General features: G+C 56.0%; 17 protein-coding genes. 6 read left to right on the top strand and 11 right to left on the bottom strand.

Going from position 1 to position 23,110, the window contains the following annotated elements:
* Positions 1 to 65 precede the first annotated feature (65 nt).
* On the bottom strand, positions 66 to 2,666 hold the full coding sequence (locus APA10_RS13435; RefSeq protein WP_003628139.1) for a cation:proton antiporter: 2,601 nt from the start codon (positions 2,664 to 2,666) through the stop codon (positions 66 to 68).
* Positions 2,667 to 2,933: 267 nt separating this feature from the next.
* On the opposite strand from APA10_RS13435, the gene APA10_RS15475 reads away from it, so the two are divergent.
* Together APA10_RS15475 and APA10_RS13425 are read left to right on the top strand one after the other, a co-directional pair.
* On the top strand, positions 2,934 to 3,173 hold the full coding sequence (locus APA10_RS15475) for a hypothetical protein (protein ID WP_003628141.1): 240 nt from the start codon (positions 2,934 to 2,936) through the stop codon (positions 3,171 to 3,173).
* Positions 3,174 to 3,295: 122 nt separating this feature from the next.
* Positions 3,296 to 4,999 carry an ABC transporter substrate-binding protein gene (locus APA10_RS13425; protein ID WP_003628142.1) on the top strand — a complete coding sequence of 568 codons (1,704 nt, stop codon included), beginning with the start codon at positions 3,296 to 3,298 and terminating at the stop codon, positions 4,997 to 4,999.
* 98 nt (positions 5,000 to 5,097) lie between these two features.
* On the opposite strand, the gene pstS is transcribed toward APA10_RS13425, so the two are convergent.
* The 5 genes from pstS to rpmI form a co-directional block, all read right to left on the bottom strand.
* Positions 5,098 to 6,144 carry a phosphate ABC transporter substrate-binding protein PstS gene (pstS, locus tag APA10_RS13420; RefSeq protein WP_003628143.1) on the bottom strand — a complete coding sequence of 349 codons (1,047 nt, stop codon included), beginning with the start codon at positions 6,142 to 6,144 and terminating at the stop codon, positions 5,098 to 5,100.
* A 20-nt stretch (positions 6,145 to 6,164) separates the two neighbouring features.
* Positions 6,165 to 8,624, bottom strand: coding sequence for a phenylalanine--tRNA ligase subunit beta (gene pheT, locus APA10_RS13415; protein WP_003628144.1), 2,460 nt, complete (start codon positions 8,622 to 8,624; stop codon positions 6,165 to 6,167).
* Positions 8,625 to 8,627: 3 nt separating this feature from the next.
* Positions 8,628 to 9,698, bottom strand: coding sequence for a phenylalanine--tRNA ligase subunit alpha (gene pheS / locus APA10_RS13410; RefSeq protein WP_003622905.1), 1,071 nt, complete (start codon positions 9,696 to 9,698; stop codon positions 8,628 to 8,630).
* Between the two features lie 164 nt (positions 9,699 to 9,862).
* On the bottom strand, positions 9,863 to 10,222 hold the full coding sequence (gene rplT, locus APA10_RS13405; protein WP_003622900.1) for a 50S ribosomal protein L20: 360 nt from the start codon (positions 10,220 to 10,222) through the stop codon (positions 9,863 to 9,865).
* 14 nt (positions 10,223 to 10,236) lie between these two features.
* A complete protein-coding gene (gene rpmI, locus APA10_RS13400) occupies positions 10,237 to 10,437 on the bottom strand; it encodes a 50S ribosomal protein L35 (protein WP_003622898.1) in 201 nt (66 codons plus the stop codon).
* 221 nt (positions 10,438 to 10,658) lie between these two features.
* On the opposite strand from rpmI, the gene APA10_RS13395 reads away from it, so the two are divergent.
* From APA10_RS13395 to APA10_RS13380, 4 genes are all read left to right on the top strand, one after another.
* The gene (locus tag APA10_RS13395) at positions 10,659 to 12,131 is read left to right on the top strand and encodes a mannitol dehydrogenase family protein (RefSeq protein ID WP_003628145.1); all 1,473 of its coding nucleotides are present in this window, start codon (positions 10,659 to 10,661) and stop codon (positions 12,129 to 12,131) included.
* 400 nt (positions 12,132 to 12,531) lie between these two features.
* Positions 12,532 to 13,860: a c-type cytochrome gene (locus APA10_RS13390; RefSeq protein WP_003622891.1), complete on the top strand. Its 1,329-nt coding sequence runs from the start codon at positions 12,532 to 12,534 to the stop codon at positions 13,858 to 13,860.
* A gap of 20 nt (positions 13,861 to 13,880) precedes the next feature.
* Complete coding sequence (locus APA10_RS13385; protein WP_003622889.1) at positions 13,881 to 14,357, top strand: (2Fe-2S)-binding protein; 477 nt, start codon at positions 13,881 to 13,883, stop codon at positions 14,355 to 14,357.
* Entirely contained in the window at positions 14,350 to 16,677 is a 2,328-nt protein-coding gene (locus APA10_RS13380) for a xanthine dehydrogenase family protein molybdopterin-binding subunit (RefSeq protein WP_003628147.1), read from the top strand. Before APA10_RS13385 ends, APA10_RS13380 begins: the two co-directional genes overlap by 8 nt.
* Before the next feature lie 127 nt (positions 16,678 to 16,804).
* Here APA10_RS13380 and APA10_RS13375 read toward each other — a convergent pair whose 3' ends face one another.
* From APA10_RS13375 to APA10_RS13355, 5 genes are read right to left on the bottom strand one after another with little or no spacing between them, the layout of a single operon-like run.
* Positions 16,805 to 17,248 (bottom strand): SufE family protein, encoded by a 444-nt coding sequence (locus tag APA10_RS13375; protein ID WP_003622884.1) that lies wholly within the window; start codon positions 17,246 to 17,248, stop codon positions 16,805 to 16,807.
* Positions 17,248 to 18,561 carry an ATP-dependent protease ATPase subunit HslU gene (hslU, locus tag APA10_RS13370; protein WP_003628148.1) on the bottom strand — a complete coding sequence of 438 codons (1,314 nt, stop codon included), beginning with the start codon at positions 18,559 to 18,561 and terminating at the stop codon, positions 17,248 to 17,250. The genes APA10_RS13375 and hslU overlap by 1 nt, the downstream gene beginning before the upstream one ends.
* On the bottom strand, positions 18,561 to 19,160 hold the full coding sequence (gene hslV, locus APA10_RS13365) for an ATP-dependent protease subunit HslV (protein ID WP_012812804.1): 600 nt from the start codon (positions 19,158 to 19,160) through the stop codon (positions 18,561 to 18,563). Before hslV ends, hslU begins: the two co-directional genes overlap by 1 nt.
* A gap of 46 nt (positions 19,161 to 19,206) precedes the next feature.
* Positions 19,207 to 21,207, bottom strand: coding sequence for a response regulator (locus tag APA10_RS13360; RefSeq protein WP_012812803.1), 2,001 nt, complete (start codon positions 21,205 to 21,207; stop codon positions 19,207 to 19,209).
* On the bottom strand, positions 21,191 to 23,041 hold the full coding sequence (locus tag APA10_RS13355; protein WP_003628149.1) for an ATP-binding protein: 1,851 nt from the start codon (positions 23,039 to 23,041) through the stop codon (positions 21,191 to 21,193). Before APA10_RS13355 ends, APA10_RS13360 begins: the two co-directional genes overlap by 17 nt.
* Positions 23,042 to 23,110 lie beyond the last annotated feature (69 nt).

The following is a 23,110-nucleotide window of genomic DNA, read 5'->3' as shown; positions in this document are numbered from 1 at the left end:
CTACAAAAAACGGCGCGGGCCTGTTGGCTCCGCGCCGTTTTTTATGCCCGCATTATTAAGGCCATTTATTCCTTTGTTTCGGACGCAGGCGGTAGCTGGCTTTTGGGCGCCAACAGCATCAGCGCATCTTTGCCTGCATCATCTTCCACCTTACGGTTTGCACCGGGCAACAGCGCAATAGGCCGCTCTCCGGCTTCACGCTTGCGCAAGATGTTCTGAATATTTTCCAGCACCACGGGGTAATCTTCAATCAGGCGCTGGAAGCGGCTGGCCGTAATCACCATAAAGTGCCCAAACTGCACGGCACGGATGGTGCCGGGGCAGCGCCAGCCATGCAAGGCCTCTTGCGCGCCTATCAGATCCCCTGCGCCATACAGCACATCGGCCCCGGCCACGTGGCTTTCCGCCAAACCTGCGCTAATAAAATAGATGGCGCGCATCTTGCGCCCCTTCCGGCAGATAACCTCCTGCGGGGCCACAAAGCGTAGCGATGTAGTGGTGGCCAGATCATGCAGTTCCGCCCCCGGCAGGCCCTTGAAGATGGCGGCATGCTTCAGCCGGTCTTCTATGCCGCTGCGCAGATCAAAGCTCATCCGCTTGACCAGACGATGCCTGCGGCGTTCCAGCTCTTTCAGCAATTCGCGGCTCAGTTCATCACTGATAAGGGATTCTGAAAGCAGGGTTGTATATTCCTCGCTTTCCAACCGCAGAGCAATCTGGCGGAAAATCCGGTTTTCCAGCGCCTCGGCATAGCCGTGATAATGCAGGCGCAAGGTTTCCAGTGCCTCATCCAGCAGCTTGCGCTGGCGAGAAAGCACCTCGGCCACAATTTCTCCAATACGGCTGCCCAATGTGGGTTCCAGCCGTTCGTGCATGAAACGTGTGAGCGAAATGGAAATAAAATGCGCCACCATCAGCATTTCAAACCGTTCTGCCATGCACAGCATTAGCGGCCGATCCAGACGCAAATGGTTATGCACCCACTGCGCGGCCTTAAAGCGCAAGGATGGGCTTAACCGTTTACGCAACGCCCGCACATAGCCCAAACGCCCTTCCAGCCGCGCGCCATCAATAGCAGCTTCGGAAGACCGCAGCAGTGTTTCCATCACACGGCGGGAAAGCCCCTGCATACGGAACAGATCCAGCAACATGGAGCGTTCCTGGCTGGCTATGGTGATCAGTGCCAGATTAACGCGCTGAATGTCCGATAATGCGCGGTCAAACTCATTGGCAGCCTGTTCTTCCTCTGCCCGGCGCGCCAGATGATCGACCACCGAACGTGAGGCGTCTGCACTAAAGCCGAGTTCATCCCCCAGTTCCTTGGCGCGGGTGCACACATTACCCAACCCGATGCTGAGCACCTGATGCCGCATGGCCTCATCAATGGGGGAAAGCCGATCGAGCTTGAGAAACAGCACGAGTGAACGCAGCGTGGTGCCGTTAACAAGCAGCGTGATCAACACAAAGCCCGTGGCGATAATACCGATAAAATGCGCAACAGGAGTGGAAACGTGCTCGTTTTCCGTAACAGCCAGCGCCAGCGCCAGCGTAATGGCCCCACGCAAACCACCCCACACCATTGTCACCTTAAACGGTGTGGGCACGGGTGGGGAAAGGCGTGTCCATGCCAGCAAAGGCAGCATACCAAACACCACGGCTGCACGTGCAGCCAAACCCGCCACGCTGGCAATAAGGATAAGCACCCAGTCCCACCGGGTCATACCCACCAGCAGGCGCGGCACCAGCATGGAGGCCAGCACAAACACCAAGGACCCCGCCCAGAACACCAATTGCTGCCAAAGCTGATTGAGAAACAGCCATGTTTGCGGCCGAATGGTGGATGGCCCGTAAACAGAAAGCGTAAGCCCAGCAGCAGCCGTAGCCACCACGCCGGAAACCCCCAGAATTTCATCTGAAAGGATGTACACCACGTAAGGCAGTGCCACAGTCAACGTGATTTCCGCTGCCGAGCTGGCGATGGCAGACATCATGACCAGCGTGAGACGCCCGACAACGACCCCGACAATCAGCGCCCCCACAAAGGAGACCACGAAGGAGATGAGCGCATCACCCAGATGAATGGCTTTGTGTAGCGTGACGGAGGGCAGAAGAATAGAGAAGATGGAAATGGCCGCAGCATCATTCAGCAGCGCCTCACCTTCCACCAGCCGCGTCAAGCGTGTTGCGGCTCCAATATCTCGGAAAATCCCTGCCACGGCAGAAGGGTCCGTCGTAGCCACGATGGACCCTAGCAGCAGGCAGACCACAAGCGGCATCTGGGCAAAGGGGTAAAGCGCAAAACCAATAGTAGCTGTGGCAATAACAACTGCCACCACAGCCAGCAGCAAAACGGTGCCTGTTTCATGCGCCAGACGCCGCACATCAATGGCCAACGCGCCCTGAAACACCAGCGCGGGCAAAAAGATGAGCAGAAATTCTTCACTGTTCAGCGGAAAATCAAGCAAAGCTTCTGCAATGCCGTTGAAGGCCGAGGTGTGAGAACTGCGCAGCGCAACGTCTGCCAAAGAACCGATGATAATGCCCACAATTGCCAGCAGAACCGTTTCAGACAGTTCCAGCTTGCGTGCAATGGGCTGTACAGTGCTTACCACCACTAAAAGCAATGCAATAACAAGCAGTACCGCTGCCAGACCCGTTACCGCCATGCCACGCTATTCCCTATATCCAACACCAACATCCACACTGCCTCACCGTTACCATCAGGATAAGGCAAGGAAATGGCAGCCTCTGCGCCATATACGCGTTATCCCTAACATGGCATGCCCTGCCCTAGCCATATTGCCCACGGCATTGGCCTCATTATTCACGCATTTTCTTGCCATTATGTGAATGCACCGGGCTTGCACGCCACATATCAGCGCCTACCTGCTTTGTTCTTGGCGAACAGACCCAAACAACGCTATGTTGGAGGTATGATGAAACAGTTTTCTTCATTGCGGCGCCCCCACAAGGTCGCCCTTATGTTGCTGGCCGGGTTTGGGCTTGCTGCGTGTGCGCATGATCCGCACCGGCACTATTATCACCCCGGCTCAAACCACGGGCGCGCTGCGCCTGGTTGGTATCGCCCCCCTCTTACGCCCCAGCAGGGAACCAATCCTTACAAACATTCCACCACCAATTATGGTGGTGGCTCAATACGCTATGACCAATAAGTTTGTACGAATCTGCATCATTATCGCCACGATAGTTGTGGGGATCATGATGGTGTCGTCCCTTTACAAAAACCTTAGCGCGTTGATGACATCCCCATCCCCTGAAGCGACAATGGAGCAGAATGCTGGCCAGTAAGTCTGGCAAGCTGTTTCGCTCTGCCTGCTTTTGTGTGCTGCTTACAGCTGGCACCACAGAAACAGGCAGAGCCGCGGATGTTTCAGATGTTCCATCCTCCCCCCATATGGGTGGCACTTTGCGTCTGGTCGCGGCTTCTTCCGGCGGCACGCTGGACCCCCAGATCAATTACTCCGGCAAATACATCAATCTGTTTGCCAATGTGTATGATGGGTTAACCACCTTTCGCAAAGCCGATGGTCTGGCCGGAGCAGATGTGGTGCCAGATTTGGCGGAAGAACTCCCACAGCCTGAAGATAGCGGCCTGACCTATACCTTCCGCCTGCGTGAAGGCATTACGTTTTCCAACGGTCAACCCGTTACCACAGCAGATGTTGTGGCATCCTTCCGCCGAATTTTTCGTGTAGGTAGCCCAACGGCCGGGGCTTTTTATGGTGCTATTAAAGGTGCTCATGCCTGCCTACGCAGCCCGGCAGACTGCAAACTTGAAGGGGTTGTAGAAAACCCCGCCACCCGCAGGATCACGTTTCATCTTACAACGCCTGATACAGAATTCCTGCATAAGCTGGCATTTACCCATGCCGTTATTTTACCAGCTAACGCGCCAGACCACGATACCGGCAACGTGCCCTTACCCAGCACTGGCCCCTATCAGCTTGCAGCATATGACCCAAACCGGTTTTTGAAGCTGGAACGCAACCCGTATTTCAAGGAATGGAACCCGCAAGCACAGCCTTTCGGCTACCCGGATCGGATAGACTATACCTTTGGCATACCGGATGAAGCTGCCGTAACCGCCGTAGAAAACGGACAGTATGACTGGATGGCAGACCCTATTCCCCTAGACCGATTGGGAGAATTGGGCAGCCGCTTTGCAAGCCAGACACACGTATTGCGCCACCCGGCCATGTATTTTCTGCCCATGAACATGCGGGAAGCACCTTTTTCTTCCCTCAAGGCGCGGCAAGCCGTCAATTACGCACTAAACCGCAAGGCCATGACCATTCTATATGGCGGCCCCGGCATTGCCCGCCCGCTATGCGGCATGCTGCCTTCCACTTTACCGGCATCCTCTACGCAGTGTTTTTATACCAAGGATGCCTCTCCTGAATCTCCCGCCCCCATGTGGCGTGGCACAGATATGGAAAAAGCGCGCAATCTGGTACGTGAAAGCGGAACATACGGCCAGAAAGTAACCGTTATTGCCGCCAACACCAGCGTGGATCTGGCTATGGGCGCATGGGTGCGGGATATGCTGCAAAGTCTTGGCTACCACGCCAACCTGCGCCCACTTAGCAGCGCGCTGGCTTTTTCCTACATGCAGAATTCGGATAACCATGTGCAGATTGGCGTAGCCTCCTGGTCTGCCGATTATCCATCAGCCTCCAACTTTTTGGATGCTTTATTGGGATGTGAAAATATTCATCCCGGTTCAGACAGTTCCATCAATATTCCCGGCTTTTGCAACCAAGATGTACAAAGCCTGATGGATAAGGCCAAAACGGATGTAAGCCTGAGCGCACAGGCACAAAACGCCTTGTGGCAGGAGGCAGACAGGCGGGTTATGGAGCAGGCCCCCGTAGCCCCCGCCATTGAAAAAGATGCTGTGATTTTAACATCCCCACGCCTGAAAAACCTGCTGTTTACAACCGTAAACCAGCTTTTGTTTTCTCAGGCATGGGTTCAGTAACTTATCCCGCTTTAACGCTTTATCCACAGAATCTGTGGATGAAACGTGGGACAACCGCAGGATGAAAGCTGGAAGAACCGGATAACCCGGTTATCCGCTTATTTCAGCCGCTCCAGAACGGCATCTCGCACAACTGGAGGCAATGGCACGTAGTCCAGCTCCCGGCTGGCGGCTTCTCCATCCTTCACACCCCAACGGAAGAACGTTCTTACAGCGTTTCCGTGGTTTGCCTCATTCGCCTCACGCGGCACAAGTGCGTAAGTGGTGGTAACAATCGGCCAGCTTCCGGCCCCATCTGCATCACAGAGCGAGGCTGTCATGTCTGCGTGGTCCCACGTCGCGTTTTCAGCAGCCCGTGTAAAACTGGTAACGGACGGCACCACAAATTCCCCAGCCCGATTTTGCAGAACAACCGTGGAAAGGTGGTTGCGTTCTGCATAGGCATACTCTGCATAGCCCACGCTGCCTTCCGTATTTTTTACGTAAGAGGCAATGCCATCATTCCCACGCGCGCCTGCGCCAACTGGCCACGCAACAGACGTGCCACGCCCTACCTGTTTTTCCCATGTGGGGGAAACTCGGCCAAGATATTCTGTAAACACGTAGGTTGTGCCAGACCCATCTGCCCGATGCAGCGGAGCCACGGGCAGATCCGGCAACGTCACACCGGGATTGAGTGCTACAATGCGCGGATCATTCCACTGCGTGATGGAACCATCATAAATAGCAGCCAGAACGGGGCCGGTAAGGCGTAAGGCGCCTTCTGGCACACCCGGCACATTGGCAATAACAACAATGCCGCCAATAGCGGTTGGAAACTGGAGCAAATGCCCAGCTTCCAACCGCGCATGAGACATAGGGGCATCGGATGCCCCAAAATCTACCGTGCCAGCCAGAACCTGATTTTGCCCAGCGCCAGAGCCAATGGTCTGATAATTAAGCTGCACACCGGTTTGCGCCGCAGAATGCGCAGACCATGACTGATACAAGGGCGCGGCAAAGCTGGAACCGGCCCCTGTAATCTGCTCGGCCTGCGCCTGCGGCAAAACAGCGCCTGCCAAGCCACACAACAAGGCAGAAAGGGCAACAGTTTTCTTCCAACTCATAATTTTTGCCCTACCCACCATGATGCGCTTTTCCTTCATACAGCCCTGCTCCTTGCCACTTAACGCAGGGTTGCGCCTGTTGCCTTGGTAACAGCGGCAACAATTTTGTCAGACACAGCTTCCAGCTCCGCATCTGTCAGGCTTTTATCCATGGGCTGAAGGGTGACTTCCACACCAATGGAGCGATGTCCTTCTGGCACGTGTGGGCCTTCATACACATCAAACAGGCTCACATCTGCCACAAGCTGACGTTCTGCCCCACGCACGGCCCGCAACAGTTTTTCACCCGGGACATCACGCGCCACAACAAATGCAAAATCACGCCGCACAGGTTGGAACGCAGAAAGACGCGGTGCGGCTTTCTTTTTACGCTTAGGGTCTGGCACTGTATCAGGCATCAGCTCAAACCCGACAACCGGCACATCAATACCTTCGGCCTGAAGCAGAGATGGATGCAGTTCACCAAAATAGGCCAGCACGTTTTTAGGCCCTTGCCGCAGCACGCCAGAACGGCCGGGGTGGTACCAACCCGGTGCATCTGTAGTGGTGCTGATGGCATCTGGGTTGACACCAAGCTGCTGGAGCAGCTCCAGCGCATCGGCCTTGGCCGCCCAGAGGGAAACAGGCTGCCCCGCCTGCCCCGGATAACGCGGTGTGTGGCCAGAGCGCACACCAGCTACCACTGGCTGCTGGCCGTTTTCTGCAAAAGCTGGGCCAACTTCAAACAGCCCCAGATCACCCCATCCACGTGCACTGTTGTGCTTAACCGCAGCCAACAGGTTGATCATGGGTGTGGGGCGCATCTGGTCCAGATCAGATGCAATAGGATTGAGCAGACGCAGGGATTCCGGCGCGCCACCAAAGCGCTCAGCCACCTCGTGCGAGACAAAGGAGAAACCGACTGTTTCTGTTAGCCCGCGCGCAGCCAGAAAGCGCCGTGCCAATGCCAGACGTGCCTGCCGGGGTGTAAGTGCTGCTTCTGGCACAACCACCACAGATGACAGCGGCACCGCAGGCACAGCATCCAGCCCTTTCAGGCGCAGCACTTCTTCAACCAGATCACTTTCTGATTCTATGGCAGCCACACCTTCCGCAGCCTTGGCCGCCACATCAGCCGGAATACCTTCGCCCTGTGCCAGAACAGGCTTTTGGGCAATATCATTCCGCCATGATGGCACGCTCACGCGCACTTGCGTATCGGTGCGTTCCTGCACCTCAAAACCCAGCTTTTCCAGCAGGTCCACGCTTTCATCAGCAGGTACATCCAGCCCACCCAGATCACGCACGCGGGCAAAGCGCAGTGTGGCATCACGCTGCCATGCGGGCTGCGCACCGGCAGAAACAACTTCGCTGGCCTCACCGCCGCACAGTTCAATAATCAGATGTGTGGCTGCTTCCAGTGCGGAAACGGGCAGAGCCGGATCTACCCCGCGTTCGAACCGATAACTGGAATCTGAAGAAACACCCACGCGGCGGGCGCTCAGAGCAATTTTCACAGGGTCAAACAGTGCGCATTCCACAAATACATCTGTGGTTTCTGCTGTAGCACCTGTGGCCTCACCGCCCATAATCCCGGCCAGAGACTGCACGCCAGCCTGATCTGCAATCACGCAGTCTTCCGGGCCAACGGTGTAATCCTGCCCATCCAGCGCACGAAACTGCTCACCTTCACCACGGCAGATTGTCAGCTTACCACCAGCAATTTTAGCAGCATCAAACACGTGCAGCGGGCGACCGAGATCGAAACAGAAATAGTTGGTGATATCCACCAGAGCGGAAATCGGGCGCAGGCCAATGCTTTCCAGTTTGCGCTGGAGCCATTCCGGGCTGGGGCCGTTTTTCACACCACGAATAGTACGACCCAGCACCCACGGGCAAGCTTCCGGGTAGGAAATATCCCACACCACAGGGGAATCAAACTTGCCTTCCACCGTTTCTGCCAGCCACGGGCGCAATGTGCCCAGCCCAGCAGCAGCCAGATCCCGCGCAATGCCACGCACACCCAGTGCGTCACCCCGGTTGGGGGTAATGGCAATGTCGATCACCACATCATCAAGACCAGCAAAATCAGCGTAGGACTGACCGGGAAGCGTATCTTCCGGCAATTCTGCAATGCCGTTGCTTTCTTCACCAAGGCCCAGTTCACGCAGGGAGCACAGCATACCGCCGCTGGCTTCACCACGGATCTTGCCTTCCTTGATGGTAATATCCAGCCCCGGCACATAAGTGCCCGGCTTGGCAAAAATAACGGCCAAGCCTTTGCGCGCGTTGGGTGCACCGCACACCACCTGCACGTCCTGAAAACCGGGGCCTGCATCTACCCGGCATACCTGAAGGCGGTCTGCATTGGGGTGCGGCTGGGCATCCAGAATACGGGCAGTTAAAAATGGCTCAATCGCCGCGCCGCGGTTTTCTACACTTTCAACTTCAAGTCCGATCTGGTTCAGCTTCGCGCAGATTTCTTCCAGCGTGGCCTGCGTATCCAGATGGTCATACAACCAAGATAGCGTGAACTTCATTCCTCACACCCCCTCATGCAGTAGCGCGGGCGCAAGTGGGTCCGACCCATAATAGCGCAGCCAGCGGATATCACTTTCATAAAACGAACGCAGATCGGGAATACCGTTCTTCAGCATGGCCAGCCGCTCAATGCCCATACCAAAGGCAAAGCCCTGCCATTCACGCGGGTCCAGCCCACAGTTGGCCAGCACACGAGCATGCACCATGCCTGCACCCAGCACTTCCAGCCAGTCTTCCCCACCACCGATCTCACCGGTTTTACGAGACCAGCCGATATCCACTTCCAAGGAAGGTTCGGTAAACGGGAAGTAGGAAGAACGGAAGCGCACCGGCAGTTCCGGCTTACCAAAAAACGCCCGCAAAAATTCAATCAGACAGCCCTTAAGGTGCCCCAACGTAATACCCTTGCCCACAACCAGGCCTTCGCACTGGTGGAACATGGGGGAATGCGTGGCATCATGATCCGCCCGGTAAGTGCGGCCCGGCACAATAACGCGGATAGGCGGCTTTTGCGCCAACATGGTGCGGATTTGCACGCCAGATGTCTGGGTACGCAGCACACGCGTTACATCTAGCCCCGGCTGTGGCGGCAGGTAAAACGTATCATGATCCGTGCGGGCAGGATGATGATCAGGCGTGTTGAGGGCGGAGAAGTTGTGCCAGTCGGTTTCGATATCCGGCCCTTCTGCCACCTTAAAGCCCATGGCGCCAAAAATGGCGGTCATTTCTTCAATCGTGCGGCTGATGGGGTGCAAGTAGCCACGTTCTACCGGCGGTGGCGGCAGGGTAACATCTACCCGTTCAGCAACCAGACGGGCTTCCAGCTCTGCGGCTTCCAGTTCCTTGCCGCGAGCTTCAACAGCGCGGGTCAGCTCATCACGCAGGCGGTTCAGCGCCACACCGCGGGCTTTGCGTTCATCGGGCTGCATTTTCCCCAGCGCTTTGAGCAAAGCCGTCAGCCTGCCGGATTTTCCCAGGGTGCTGACACGCACGGCATCCCATGCTTTCAGGTCTGTGGCGCCAGCCAGTTCGGACAGGACTTCCTGCCGCAGAATCTCAAGATCGTTGCTCATGAAACCTCACGCGAGGAGAAAATGCTTACCGGGCGGATACAATTTCCCGCAGCGGGAGAAAAGCCCCAAGAGGGAAAACCACATCCTCCCTCACCGGCACCAAGCAAAAAGGCCGCCCACGGGGGACGGCCTTTTCTTCAACCTTATCGTATCAGACAGGCAGATCAGGCAGCCAGAGCAGCCTGAGCCTTCTTTACGATTTCAGCAAAAGTTGCGGCATCATCAAACGCAATGGCGGCCAGCACCTTACGATCGATTTCGATACCAGCCTTATCCAGACCGTTGATGAAACGGCTGTAGGTCAGGCCATGTTCGCGCACCGCAGCGTTGATACGCTGAATCCACAGAGCGCGGAATTCACGCTTTTTGTTGCGGCGGTCACGGTAAGCATAGCGCAGTGCCTTTTCAACACGTTCCAGCGCAATGCGATAGTTGGTGGAGGAGCGGCCGCGATAACCCTTGGCCAGTTCCAGAACCTTTTTATGACGAGCAAGGGTGGTAACACCCCGTTTTACACGTGCCATGAATCAGATGCTCCTTATAGCCCGTAGGGGGCCCACTGCTTGACGGTACGACCGTCCTGCGGGGTCATGGTCTGCGTGCCGCGAGCGGAGCGCTTCATTTTCTGTGTGCGCTTGATAAGGCCGTGGCGTTTACCGCACGGACCAGAGAGCACCTTGCCGGTTGCGGTGATTTTAAACCGCTTTTTGACCGACGACTTGGTCTTCATCTTGGGCATTTCAACACTCCTGAACAAATCTGGATAACGTCACCTTAAATAATTAAGGCAACCAACCACGGCCGGGCATGCCCTACAAGCCCGGACGCGTGTGCGAATGCGCTCCCTTAACGGAAAGCCCCATCACTTTCAAGCCTCACATACGCAGCTTTCTTGCTTATGCTGCGTTTTGCCCCAACATTATGCCCAACAGATATTTTAAAGCGAGGTACACGGTTTTCATGATCCCTCTTTCCAACGCCACACTGCATCAGCTTCCTGTTCAGGTTACAACGCCGCGTTATGACCGGCAGAAAACCACGGCAGGCATTGCGCATCTTGGCGTGGGCAATTTTCATCGCGCCCATCAGGCCATGTATATCAACAAAGTTCTGGAGCGCGAGGGCCAGCAAGGCTGGGCCATTGTTGGCGTAGGCCTGCGCAATACACCGCGCGAAGACAAGCGCGCTGCCATTATGGCGGAACAGGACAACCTGTACACACTCACCGCCTTTGCGCCCGATGGCACGCATGAAACCAATGTTATCGGCAGCATTATAGAATATGTGCACGCAGCCAAAGATCGCGCTGCCGCCATTAAGCGCCTGACAGACCCGGATATTAAAATTGTCACCCTGACCATTACAGAAGGTGGCTACCACTTGGATGCTGAAGGCAACTTCACGCTCGATCACCCTGATATTAAAGCAGATTTAGCGCGCGATGTGCCTGAAACAGCATTCGGGCTAGTATGTGAGGCCCTGCGCCAGCGGCGCGAAAGCGGCACCGGCCCCTTTACGGTGCTTAGCTGCGATAACCTGCGCCATAATGGCAAAGCTGCCCGCACGGCTTTTTGCACCTACGCCACAGCGCGCGACCCTATCTTGGGTGCGTGGATGAAGGAAAACGTTACCTTCCCATCCAGCATGGTGGACCGGATTACACCATCTGTTGGCGCAGCAGATGTTACACGCCTGGATGCCCTGACAGGTGTTGCTGACCAGATGCCCATTTTTGCAGAAGATTTCACGCAATGGGTGATTGAAGATAATTTCTGCGATGGTCGGCCGGAACTGGAAACCGTAGGCGTTCAGTTTACAGATGACGTTGGGCCTTATGAGCAGGTAAAACTCCGGATGCTCAATGCCTCCCACTCCATGCTGGCACTGCCCGGTGTGCTAATGGGGTATGACACTGTGCCACATGCCATAGAAGACACCTTGCTGCTGGGCCATCTGGAACGTTTTCTGGCAGAAGACGCGTCACCCTTCATCACGCCACCAAAAGGTGTTTCTCTGGCACAATACGCCCAACAGGTATTGCACCGCTTCCGCAACCCTGCGGTGGGCGATCAGCTTTTGCGCATTGCTTCCGATAGCGGCTCCAAATTGCCCGTGTTTCTGACAGATACTGTCAATGGCGTTCTGGGCTCTGGGCGCGATCATTGGCGGCTGGCGTTTGGCACGGCATGTTTTCTGGAATATCTGCGTGGCACTACGGATAAGGGCACGCCCTATACCATTACAGAACCTGCCATTAACGCAGAACAACTTGCGCTGGCCCGTGCAGAAGATCTGGCCACAGGGTTGCAGATGACCGTTTTTGCGGGCTGGAACCTGAAAGATCACCCCGACTTTGCAACTGACGTTGTGAAAATCCGCCAGAGCATTCGCGCTCAAGGCACACACAAAACCCTTGCCCAGCACGCTGGCTAATCTGCCTTAGGCCTTTGTGCCGCCGTACCGTTGCGCTCTCTCTGATAAACCGAATACGGCTACAGCAGAGAAGTGCAACGGCCTCTTTCATCGCAAAAATATGATTTCTTTCAAGAACTGAGCGCATGGCATACATGCAAAATCAACGCTTAACTATATACGTTAAAATATAGATAAAGACGAACCCCCTGTTTTTCTGCAATATTCTCGGCAGACAAATAAATCTTATTCAGATTTCACTGTAATACAGTGGAACCTATGCGTTTATTTACATCGCAATTCCAGATAAGAATCGTCCTGAATCAAGAAACGAACCTCAGACGCTGATCCATCGGCTCATGGCGCGTAGGCTTACGTGTTGCCCGCCAGATGGTACGTTTTTCACGGGATTGGGGGTAGAGTGATCAAACGTCTTCTAGCGGGAGTAGCCGCGGCCGGGGTCCTTGGGGGGCTCGGGTTTTTATATTATGCATGGTATCCACCAATTGCCCCGATTGAGCGGCCAAACCCCGCCAGCTTTTCTGCCGAGCAGATAGAGCGCGGGCGGATTGTGGCGGCTGAAGGGTATTGCGCAGAATGTCACACCCGCACAGATAACGGCGGTGGGCCGGAACTGGCTGGTGACTATAGAATGGATACCCCATTTGGGGCCATCTATTCTTCCAACATCACACCAGATGTTGAAATGGGCATTGGTGCCTGGTCGGAAGAGGCCTTCCGCCGCGCCATGCATCTTGGTGTGTCCCGCAAGGGCGTGCATCTGATTCCGGCTTTCCCGTACGATCATTTCACCAAGATGACGGATCAGGATATTTCCGATCTGTATGCCTACATCATGACACGCCCGGCCGTGCATATGTCTCGCCGCCCGAACGAGCTGCCTTTCCCGCTCAGCCTGCGTATTCTTCAGGCTGGTTGGAAACTGCTGTATCTGCGCCCCGGCGTTTACAAGCCCGATCCACGGCATGATGCGTTGTGGAATCGCGGTGCCTATCTGGCTGAAGGCAACGCCCACTGCGGCGCGTGCCACACCCCGCGTGACCTTATGGGTGCCGAAAAGAAAGGCTCTGCCTACGAAGGTGCCGTGGTGGATAACTGGATTGCGCCTGCCCTTAACGAGCACAACCCAACCCCCACCACATGGACGGAAGATGAGCTGTTCCAGTATCTGCGCTTTGGCGTAGCCCCGCTGCACGGCCCGGCCGGTGGGCCTATGTCCCCCGTGCCGCATCGCTTCCTTTCCACCGTGCCGGAAGAAGATGTGCACGCTATTGCGCATTATTTTGCGGATGTGGACCACGCTGCCGAGCGTGAAAAGAACGACAAGGCTGCCTTGGCCCGCGCCATGGAAGAATCCAAAACCGATCTAATCGGCCCGAATGTGGACCCGGACGCAAAGCTGTATCAGGGTGCCTGTGCGGCCTGCCATTACAACGCAGCGCCCACGCCTGTTCTTGGCCGCCCGGATCTGGCGCTGAACAACGCACTGTGGCTGGATGAACCCACAAACCTGTATCAGGTCATGCTGCGTGGGCTTACGGCGGAAGAAGGGCAATCTGGCGTAGCCATGCCCAGCTTCTACAATGCGCTGTCCGATAAGGATATGGCCCGCATTGCCGCCTATCTGCGCCGCACCCGCACCACACTGCCACCGTGGACAAACCTTGAGAAAAAGGCCGCTGAAGTGCGCAAGACCGTCCAGCCAGTTCCTGTCAATTCTTCGCACTAAGACGGAACACGGAGCAAGAGATGATAAAGTTCAAACTCAATGGCCGTGACGTTTCCGTCGATGTGCCAGAAGATACCCCCCTGTTGTGGGCCCTGCGTGATGATCTGGACCAGACAGGCACAAAGTTTGGGTGTGGCGTAGGCCAGTGCGGTGCATGCACCGTGCTGGTGGGTGGCCGAGCCACCCGCTCCTGCATTACGCCCATCAGCTCCATTGAAGGCGCTGATGTAACCACCATTGAAGGCCTGCACCCAGAAGGCAAACACCCTGTGCAGGAAGCCTGGAAGGATATTCAGGTTCCGCAGTGTGGGTACTGTCAGTCCGGCCAGATCATGCAGGCTGTCAGCCTTCTGAAAGATTATCCCGACCCGACGGATGAGCAGATTGATGGCGTAATGGGCGGCAGCCTGTGCCGCTGCATGACGTATGTGCGCATCCGCAAGGCAATCAAGAAAGCGGCCGCCGCCATGCAGAAGGAGGAGGCATCTCATGGGTAAGCTGGAACGCATTGCAGCCCGGCAGGATCGGGCCGCAGGCCGTGGGCCCACGCGCCGCGGTTTTCTGCTTACGGCCATGGGCTCGGCCTTTATGTTCGGCTTTGCACGGCAGGGTAACGCTGCGCAGGTTTATCCGCAGGCCGCAGGCAATCTGCCCGCCGGTGGTGCGTTTGAACCCACAATCTGGTGCTCCATTGCACCAGATGGCTGGGTGAACGTAAACGTTATTCGTGCAGAAATGGGCCAGCATGTTGGCACAGCTCTTGCCCGGATTATTGCCGATGAAATGGAAGCGGACTGGAACAAGGTTAAGATCACCTACGTGGATACAGACCCCAAATGGGGCCTGATGATTACGGGTGGTTCTTGGTCTGTCTGGCTGACGTGGGATCAGTTCCGCCAAGCTGGTGCCGCAGCCCGTACCGTGATGGTGGAAGAAGGTGCGCGCCTTCTGGGTATGGCGCCTTCTGCATGTATTGCCCGCAATGGGCAGGTTATTGCGGGCAAGCGCTCCATTTCCTACGGTGACATTGTAAGCCGAGCGCACCCTACCCGCACCTTTACGCCGGATGAAATGGCCAAGTTGCCGCTCAAGCCTTCATCCGAACATCGGTTGATCGGGCGTGAAGTTAAAGCGCTGGATATTCCTTCCAAAACAGATGGCTCAGCCATTTATGGCATTGATGCCAAGCTGGAAGGCATGGTGTATGCCCGCCCCAAAATGCCGCCCACGCGGTATGGCTCCAAAGTGGTTTCTGTTGATGATACGGAAGCCAAAAAGGTTAAGGGCTATATCCGCTACATTGTGCTGGATGATCCTTCCAACACAGTACCTGGCTGGGTGGCTGTTCTGGCTTCCTCCTACCCTGCTGCCATCCGCGCAACAGATGCCCTAAAAGTAACGTGGACACCGGGTAAAACCGCCAACGTGACAGAACAGGACATTATTGAGCACGGCCGTAAGCAGATTGCCGAAAAAACCGGCGGTTCGCGCATCTTCAATGATGCCGGAGTGGATGAGGCACTGGGCAAAGCCGATAAGGTGGTGGAACGCACCTATACGTGCTCTTCCGTGCTGCATTATCAGCTGGAACCCATGAACGCCCTTGCCCGCCTGCATGAAGGCAAGTGGGAAGTACATTGCGGTAACCAGTGGCAGACCCTGTTCCTGCCCGTTATTGCCAAGGCGCTTCAGGTTCCTGAATCCGATGTGGTGATGCGCAGCTACCTGTTGGGTGGTGGTTTTGGCCGCCGTCTGAACGGGGATTACGCAGTTCCCGCCGCGCTGATTTCCAAGGCACTGGGTGGCAAGCCTGTTAAACTGGTGTTTACCCGCTCTGACGACGTGCTGTTTGATTCCATCCGCTCACCGTCCATCCAGACAGTGCGCGCTGGTGTTAACAAGGATGGTTCCATTAACGGGTGGGAGCATCATGCCTCTGCCGGTTGGCCAACAGGCGTGATGGCTGCCGCCTTTATGGAAAAAGGTGAAGACGGCAAACCATACGATCAGTTCGCCATTGCAGGCGCTGACCACTGGTACGATGTCGGCCCCATTCTGGTGCGTGCGCTGGATAATGATCTGGCCGATGCCACCTTCCGTCCCGGTTGGCTGCGTTCGGTCAGTTCCGGCTGGACACCGTGGGCGCATGAAAGCTTTTTGGATGAACTGGCCCATGATTATGGGAAAGATCCGGTTGATTTCCGCCTTGGGCTGCTAACATGCAAGGGCCGTAATGCAGGCAGTGCTCCCAACTCTGTTGGTGGGGCATCCCGTCAGGCCAATGTGCTTAAAAAGCTGGTGGAAAAGTGCGGTTACGGCAAAGTTAGCCTGCCGAAAGATACGGCCATTGGCATTGCCACCACCTTCGGGCAGGAACGCAACATGCCAACATGGACAGCAGGTGCCGCACAGGTGCATGTTGACCGCGAAACAGGCGTTGTAACCTGCCAGAAAATCTGGCTGGTGCTGGATGCTGGCACGATTATTGACCCAGACGGCGCCTTGGCCCAGACCGAAGGCGGCGCACTGTGGGGCCTGAGCATGGCGCTGTTTGAAGGTACGGAAATTGAAAACGGCAACGTTCGTGACCGTAACCTGAACACCTATACGCCCCTGCGTATTACAGATGTGCCGGATATGGATATTGAATTCCTGCCCAGCACGGAAAAACCCATGGGGCTTGGTGAACCAGGTGTAACCACCATTGCACCAGCTATTGGCAACGCCATTTTCAATGCTGTTGGCGTGCGTATGCGGCACCTGCCCGTGCGCCCAGCTGACATTTTGAAAGCGCTGAAAGAAAAGGGGAACGCCTGATTTTTCAGGCACCCGCTTTTCTGTAAAGCAGGCATAATAAAAAACCGGCGGCTGGATTTTTCCAGCACGCCGGTTTTTTATTTGAAATTGCACCACCTATCTAAAGGCGGCGCAATTCACATTCAGTTCAGGCCACAGCAGAAGCAGCAACGGAACGAATAGCCCGCGCCATAGCTTCCACCCCATTGCCTCGGTTGGTGGAAAGTGCCTGCACAAGCCCCAGATCACGCAGGAACTTGGGGTCTGTTGCCTGAATTTCTTCTCTGGATCGGCCAGAATATACGCGCAACAGCAAGGCCACCAGCCCGCACACTATGGCGGCGTCAGACAGGCCTGCAAAATACAGTTTGCCGTCCTCTTCCTTTTCTTCCAGCCATACCTGGCTTTGGCAGCCGGGCACGCGGTGGGCATCATCACACCATTCTTTCGGGAATGGGGGCAGCTTGCGCCCCATTTCTATGATGTACTGATACCGTTCCATCCAATCATCAAAGATTTCCAGCTCATCGCGGATGGCTTCAATAGCTTCTTCTGCCGTATCTTCCTGCGGCGTTACAAATGGTGCTTCCATTACAGAATAAACCTGCTCAGATCTCCCTTGCGCGCCAGTGGCGCGACTTTTTCCTGCACCATTGCAGCATTTACTTCCACGGTTTCACCCTTACGGTCCGATGCCGTGAAAGAGACTTCTTCCAACAATCTTTCCAGCACCGTGGCAAGGCGCCGCGCCCCAATATTTTCTACACGGTCGTTAATATCTGCTGCCAGTTCAGCCAGTGCATCTATGGCATCATCCGTAAAGTTCAGCGTCACACCCTCTGTGCCCATCAGTGCGATGTACTGCTTGAGCAAAGAATGCTCTGGGTCTGTTAAAATACGGCGCAAATCTTCACGGCTAAGTGGCTGTAATTCTACCCGAATAGGCAAACGCCCCTGAAGTTCTGGCAGCAGGTCAGACGGTTTAGCCAAATGGAACGCGCCTGAAGCAATAAACAGAATATGGTCTGTATTCACTGGGCCGTGTTTGGTGGAAACGGTTGTGCCTTCAATCAGCGGCAGAAGGTCACGCTGCACCCCTTCGCGGGAGACATCGCCACCCTTTGCACCGCTTTCTGATGCACGGGCACACACCTTGTCTATCTCATCCAGAAAAACAATGCCGTTTTCCTGCGCATTGGCTACGGCTTCCCGCGTAAGGGCCTCACCATCCAGCAGGCGGTCCGCTTCTTCGCGCTTTAGATATTCCCGTGCCACAGAAACCTTGAGCTTTTTCTGCTTGGGGCCACGGTTCATGAAGGCTTTCATCATATCGCCTACATTAATGGCCTGCCCCGGCACGGCTCCGGGCATATCACTGCTTCCGGCAGGGGCCTGCTCGGTTACGGCAATATCAATTTCCTTGTCTTCAAGCTGGCCGCTGCGCAGCATGCTGCGGAATTTGCTTTTTGTATCGGCAGAAGATCCTTCCCCCGCCAGCGCATCTACAATGCGTTCTTCCGCTGCCTGCCGGGCTTTTTCTTCTACATCCTTGCGGCGAGATGTTTTCAGCATGGTGATGGAGACTTCCACCAGATCACGCACAATGCTGTCTACATCTCGGCCCACATAACCCACTTCGGTAAACTTGGTGGCTTCCACCTTCAGGAAAGGAGCCTGCGCAAGTTTTGCCAGCCTGCGGGCAATTTCTGTTTTACCGCAGCCAGTAGGGCCGATCATGAGGATGTTTTTAGGCACAACCTCCTCACGCATGCCCTCAGAAAGCTGCGCACGCCGCCAGCGGTTGCGCATGGCAATAGCCACGGCCCGCTTGGCATCCTGCTGGCCAACAATAAACCGGTCCAGTTCGCTTACAATTTCACGCGGGGAAAAGTTAGGAGCATCCATTACCGGCTCTCCTGATCTGAGGCTGCCTTGAGTGTTTCCACACGGACAGAGTGATTGGTGTAAACGCAGATATCACCGGCAATCTTCATAGACCGCCGCACAATTTCCTCTGCCCCCAGCCCATCAACCGTCAGCAGGGCACGGGCAGCGGAAAGAGCATAGTTGCCGCCTGAGCCAATAGCGATAATGCCATCTTCGGGCTCCAGCACATCGCCATTGCCTGTGAGGGTAAAGGAATGTTCGGCATCTGCCACGGCCATCATGGCTTCCAACCGGCGCAGATAACGGTCTGTCCGCCAATCCTTTGCCAGTTCTACACAGGCGCGCTCAAGCTGGTTGGGGTAGCGTTCCAGCTTGGCTTCCAGCCGCTCAAGCAGGGTAAAGGCATCTGCCGTAGCCCCTGCAAAGCCCGCCAGAATATTATCCTGCGGGCCTATGCGGCGCACCTTCCGGGCATTGCCCTTAACAACCGTGCTGCCCAGCGTGACCTGACCATCGCCCGCCATGGCAACTTCGGCCCCGCGCCGCACGCAGAGAATGGTTGTCCCGTGCCAGCCGACGGGATCATGAGATGAGGAAGCTGTGTGAAAAGTATGCATGATCTTCCTCAGATAAGCCTTATTCCGCCCAGAACAAGGGGTTGGCCTATGCAGCCAGCATGGCCTTTACATCTCCTAAAAGCGCATCACGCGTGTAGGGTTTGTGCAAAACGGCCACGCCTTGGGGCAAAATACCCAGATCTGCATAGCCTGTTACAAACAGCACTGGCAGTTCTGCCCGTTCGGCATGGATACGTTGTGCGGCCTCGCCCCCATTCATGCCGGGCATCATCACATCCATCACCACAAGGGCAATATCTGGCCTGTTGCGTACGGTTTCCACTGCTTCGGCACCGCTGGCCGATTCCAGAACCTCATACCCTGCACGGCTTAGAAAGCCTGCCGTTACCGCCCGCACGCCCGGTTCATCATCCACCACTAGAATAGCGCGGCCCTGTGGTGTGGCAGCCAATGTGCGCATGTTGGCGGTGGCATTGCCAGAAGCACCTGCCGTTGGTGGAATGGATGCTGAAAGCTGCGCATCCATGGCCGGGAACCACAACTCTACAGAAGTGCCGCCACCCGGCGTACTTTCCACCCGCACTTCACCGCCGCAATGGCTGATAAAGCCATAAATCATGGACAGGCCCAGCCCGGTACCCTGCCCCATATCCTTGGTAGTGAAGAACGGATCAAAAATGCGGGCACGCATTTCTTCCGTCATGCCCACGCCTCTGTCCGAAACCTGCACAACCACCCATGCCCCGGCGTGATCCTTGCCCACATGGCGGCCCAAAAGCCGTGCAACCTGCCGCACGGAAACGCTGGTTTTGCCGCCCTCCGGCTGAGCATCTATAGCGTTAATGCACAGGCTGAACACCGCCAGTTCAAGCTGCACGGGGTCTGTCCATACTGGTGGCAGAGGTTCTTCGGGCAGCACAAACTGCACGCTGCTAAAGCGCCCACTACCTTCCACCAAGGCGGAATCCAGCGCATCGCGGATATCTTCTGGCACCTTGCCCTGCTTCATAAAGCCCTGAAGGTTCTGGATGACATCCTGCACTTCCACCCGTTGGCACACCAAATGGCGCGGACGGCTGAAGTCCAGCAGTTTGCGCGTAAGTGTGCCCCCTCGGCGTGCGGCTTCCATGGCGTTCTGATACAGCCGTGCCACGCCCGGCTCACGCGGAGGCTCCAGATCCTGCACCAGTTCCAAAGACCCCTGAATGGCGGTAAGCAGATTATTGAAATCATGCGCAATGCCGCCAGCCAATGTGCCAATGGCCTGCATTTTCTGGGCCTGTCGCAAGCGCTGTTCCAGCCCCAGCAGGTCTGTTACGTCCCGATCAATCAGGATGGAGTAATCAGACAAAAGTCCCGAGCGCACAGGGGCATTACGCAGGCTATCTAGCCGTACGCGGGTAAGATCATGCCAGCGGTTTTGTCCATCAGGCCCCGGAAGCTGCAAAACCTGCTGATCCCGCCCGGATGTTTCCAGCGCCTGCTGCGCTTCTTCCAGACTTTCCTGCCGCGGGCCGTTTACCAGGTCCTCTTCTTTCTGGCCCAGGCATTCGGCAACGCTGCGCCCGAATTCCCGCGCCATCTGCTGGTTCAGGCGGATAAAGCAGCCGTTCTGATCTTTGAACGCCAGCCCGAATGGCAGGTTTTCCAATAGCCCGCGTAGCAAAAGCTGCTCACACTCCAGTTCTTTTTCCAAAAAATAGCGTGCAGCAGCCTGCCCCACCATGGAAAGCAGTGTTTCATCGTCCCACGGTTTGTACGCAAAAAAGGAAATCTGCCCCCGGTTCAGCGCGGCTTCTACGGCGGAGATATCGGCATATCCCGTGAGCAAAATGGCCCCTGCGCCGGAAATATCCCGCGCCTGCGCCAAAAAGACATCACCCGTCATGCCGGGCATACGCTGGTCCGAGATAATAACCGCCACATCCGGGTTTTCACGCAGCAACGCCAGACCCTGCTCTCCTGATGAAGCAGAAAGAACATGGTAGGCACCTTCTAGCAGGTCTGTCAGCGCAACCAGAATCTCCGGTTCGTCATCCACCACAAGCACGATGGGACGCTGTTTCAGGTCAGGCAACGTTATCACCGCGCCTCTCCTCTCCTGCTCTGTATGGCACGCGAAGGGTGAAACAGGCGCCCCCCAACGTGCTTGCATTGGTTACAACAACATTGCCGCCGTGGGCCTGCACAACACCGTATGCGGTGGCCAGCCCAAGCCCCGTACCAGACCCTACAGGTTTTGTGGTAAAAAACGGTTCAAAAACACGTTCCTGCAGCTCTTTGGGCACGCCCGGCCCGGTATCGCTTATCTGGATCACGTATTCTTCACCTTTCCCGTTTTCGGCTTGCTCCAAAAACGAAGTGATAAGGATACGATCTGCGTGTGAAAGCATGGGTTCGGAGTTCTGAATCGTCTCGCGCCGTTTGTCCAAAATGGCATCTGCGGCATTGCTTACAATATTCATGACCACCTGATTGACCAGCGCCGCCTGACACACCAGTTCCGGCGGGGCCTCCAGCTTGCAGGTGACTTCAATATCCTGCCCCAGTTTGGGGGCAAGCAATGTAAGCACCATACCTATGGCTTCGGGCACATCCAGACGGCGGAACTCCCCTTCCTCCAGCCGGGAAAAACGGCGCAGACTGGCCACCAGATCCCGCATGCGTGAAAGACCGATAAGGGAGGCTGAAAGGCGCTCGCTCCCTTTTTGCAATGCGGTTTCCGCCGTAACCAGATCTTGCGATCTGACTGCATGCAACGCCTTGACCATACTGCGCTTAACCGTGTTTTCATGCGCCAGAACAAACGCCAGCGGGTTGTTGAATTCGTGCGCGATACCGGCCGCCAACTCCCCTAACGATGCCATTTTGGCGGACTGCACCAATTTGGCCTGCGCCTCTATCAATTTGCGGTTGGCGGCCGCCAGATCTGCATTCACGCGGCGCAGAGCATCGGCCAGCGCCATACGTGCACGGGCACTTTCTATATGTGCTTCCTCACGCCGGGCTTCATCTTGCAATGTCTTGCGCCGCACAAGGCTGCCAATACGACTTACCAGCAAATCTACGGGTGTATCGGCATCCAGCAGATCATCTATCCCGGCATGAAATGCGCGTGCCACCTGTTCACCAGAAAGGCCACCGTGTTCCACCATACCCATAATGCGTGTGCACTGGCGGCTGCGCCTGCGAAAAGCCGCTATGGTGCGGGCAAGTGCCAGGCCATCAAATGCCGGGCAAGCCAGATCCACCACCACACAATCCGGGCAGGCACGGCTGCTGGCAATACCGGAAAGGTCCAGCTTTTCCGGGTCTTCTACCAGCAGGGCATCTTCCCCATTCTGTTGCAGAAGCTCTACCAGATAAGGCTGACCGCCTCTGATCGGTTCAAAATCTGCGGGTTTCTGCCTATCAGACCACGCCCATAACACACCGCCCGGTGCGGTCATGATTACAATACGAGGCTGGCGAAACACCACGCCCTCACGCCCGGCAAGGTCTTCATCATATTCACGCAGCAGCGCACAAATACGGAAAACCAGCAATAGCGGATTATCCGCCATGCTGAAGCAGCAATCTGCCCCGCGTTCCAGAATTTCGGCTTCCTGCCTACTGTTGGCCTCTGGCAACAACACTACAACCGGAATACCGCGCGTGGCTGCGTTTAACCGCAAACGCTGGCAAAGCTGGGTTGCTGGCATATCTGGCAAACGTGCGGGCACGACCAGAAGATCAGGCAAATCCTCATCAAACCCGGCAAAGGCGGAACGACCATCCGCCACGCTTTTTACACGCAACCCACGCGCCTGCAGCAAGGTTTCAAGGTGCGCCTGCCAAGCCGCGTCCACCCCGGCAAACAGGATGGAGCAGGAAAGAAAATCCATAATTTTACCGGCCACCGGCATAAAATCCGCTGACATGCCCTTCCAAGAGGTCAGTATAAAAAATGCACCCTACCAAAACTCTGCCCTCACACCCTCATCGCGAAT

Origin of the sequence: Acetobacter pasteurianus subsp. pasteurianus LMG 1262 = NBRC 106471 (assembly GCF_000285275.1) — a bacterium.
In the GTDB taxonomy this organism is placed as follows: Bacteria; Pseudomonadota; Alphaproteobacteria; order Acetobacterales; family Acetobacteraceae; genus Acetobacter; species Acetobacter pasteurianus.
Note: the sequence above shows the minus strand (reverse complement) of the source record. Positions and strands in the feature narration are given on the sequence as shown.

Coding starts and splice junctions, on each gene's coding strand:
- APA10_RS13435 (WP_003628139.1), bottom strand. CDS start 2,666: ATGGCGGTAACGGGTCTGGCAGCGGTACTGCTTGTTATTGCATTGCTT.
- APA10_RS15475 (WP_003628141.1), top strand. CDS start 2,934: ATGATGAAACAGTTTTCTTCATTGCGGCGCCCCCACAAGGTCGCCCTT.
- APA10_RS13425 (WP_003628142.1), top strand. CDS start 3,296: ATGCTGGCCAGTAAGTCTGGCAAGCTGTTTCGCTCTGCCTGCTTTTGT.
- pstS (WP_003628143.1), bottom strand. CDS start 6,144: ATGAAGGAAAAGCGCATCATGGTGGGTAGGGCAAAAATTATGAGTTGG.
- pheT (WP_003628144.1), bottom strand. CDS start 8,624: ATGAAGTTCACGCTATCTTGGTTGTATGACCATCTGGATACGCAGGCC.
- pheS (WP_003622905.1), bottom strand. CDS start 9,698: ATGAGCAACGATCTTGAGATTCTGCGGCAGGAAGTCCTGTCCGAACTG.
- rplT (WP_003622900.1), bottom strand. CDS start 10,222: ATGGCACGTGTAAAACGGGGTGTTACCACCCTTGCTCGTCATAAAAAG.
- rpmI (WP_003622898.1), bottom strand. CDS start 10,437: ATGCCCAAGATGAAGACCAAGTCGTCGGTCAAAAAGCGGTTTAAAATC.
- APA10_RS13395 (WP_003628145.1), top strand. CDS start 10,659: ATGATCCCTCTTTCCAACGCCACACTGCATCAGCTTCCTGTTCAGGTT.
- APA10_RS13385 (WP_003622889.1), top strand. CDS start 13,881: ATGATAAAGTTCAAACTCAATGGCCGTGACGTTTCCGTCGATGTGCCA.
- APA10_RS13380 (WP_003628147.1), top strand. CDS start 14,350: ATGGGTAAGCTGGAACGCATTGCAGCCCGGCAGGATCGGGCCGCAGGC.
- APA10_RS13375 (WP_003622884.1), bottom strand. CDS start 17,248: ATGGAAGCACCATTTGTAACGCCGCAGGAAGATACGGCAGAAGAAGCT.
- hslU (WP_003628148.1), bottom strand. CDS start 18,561: ATGGATGCTCCTAACTTTTCCCCGCGTGAAATTGTAAGCGAACTGGAC.
- hslV (WP_012812804.1), bottom strand. CDS start 19,160: ATGCATACTTTTCACACAGCTTCCTCATCTCATGATCCCGTCGGCTGG.
- APA10_RS13355 (WP_003628149.1), bottom strand. CDS start 23,041: ATGTCAGCGGATTTTATGCCGGTGGCCGGTAAAATTATGGATTTTCTT.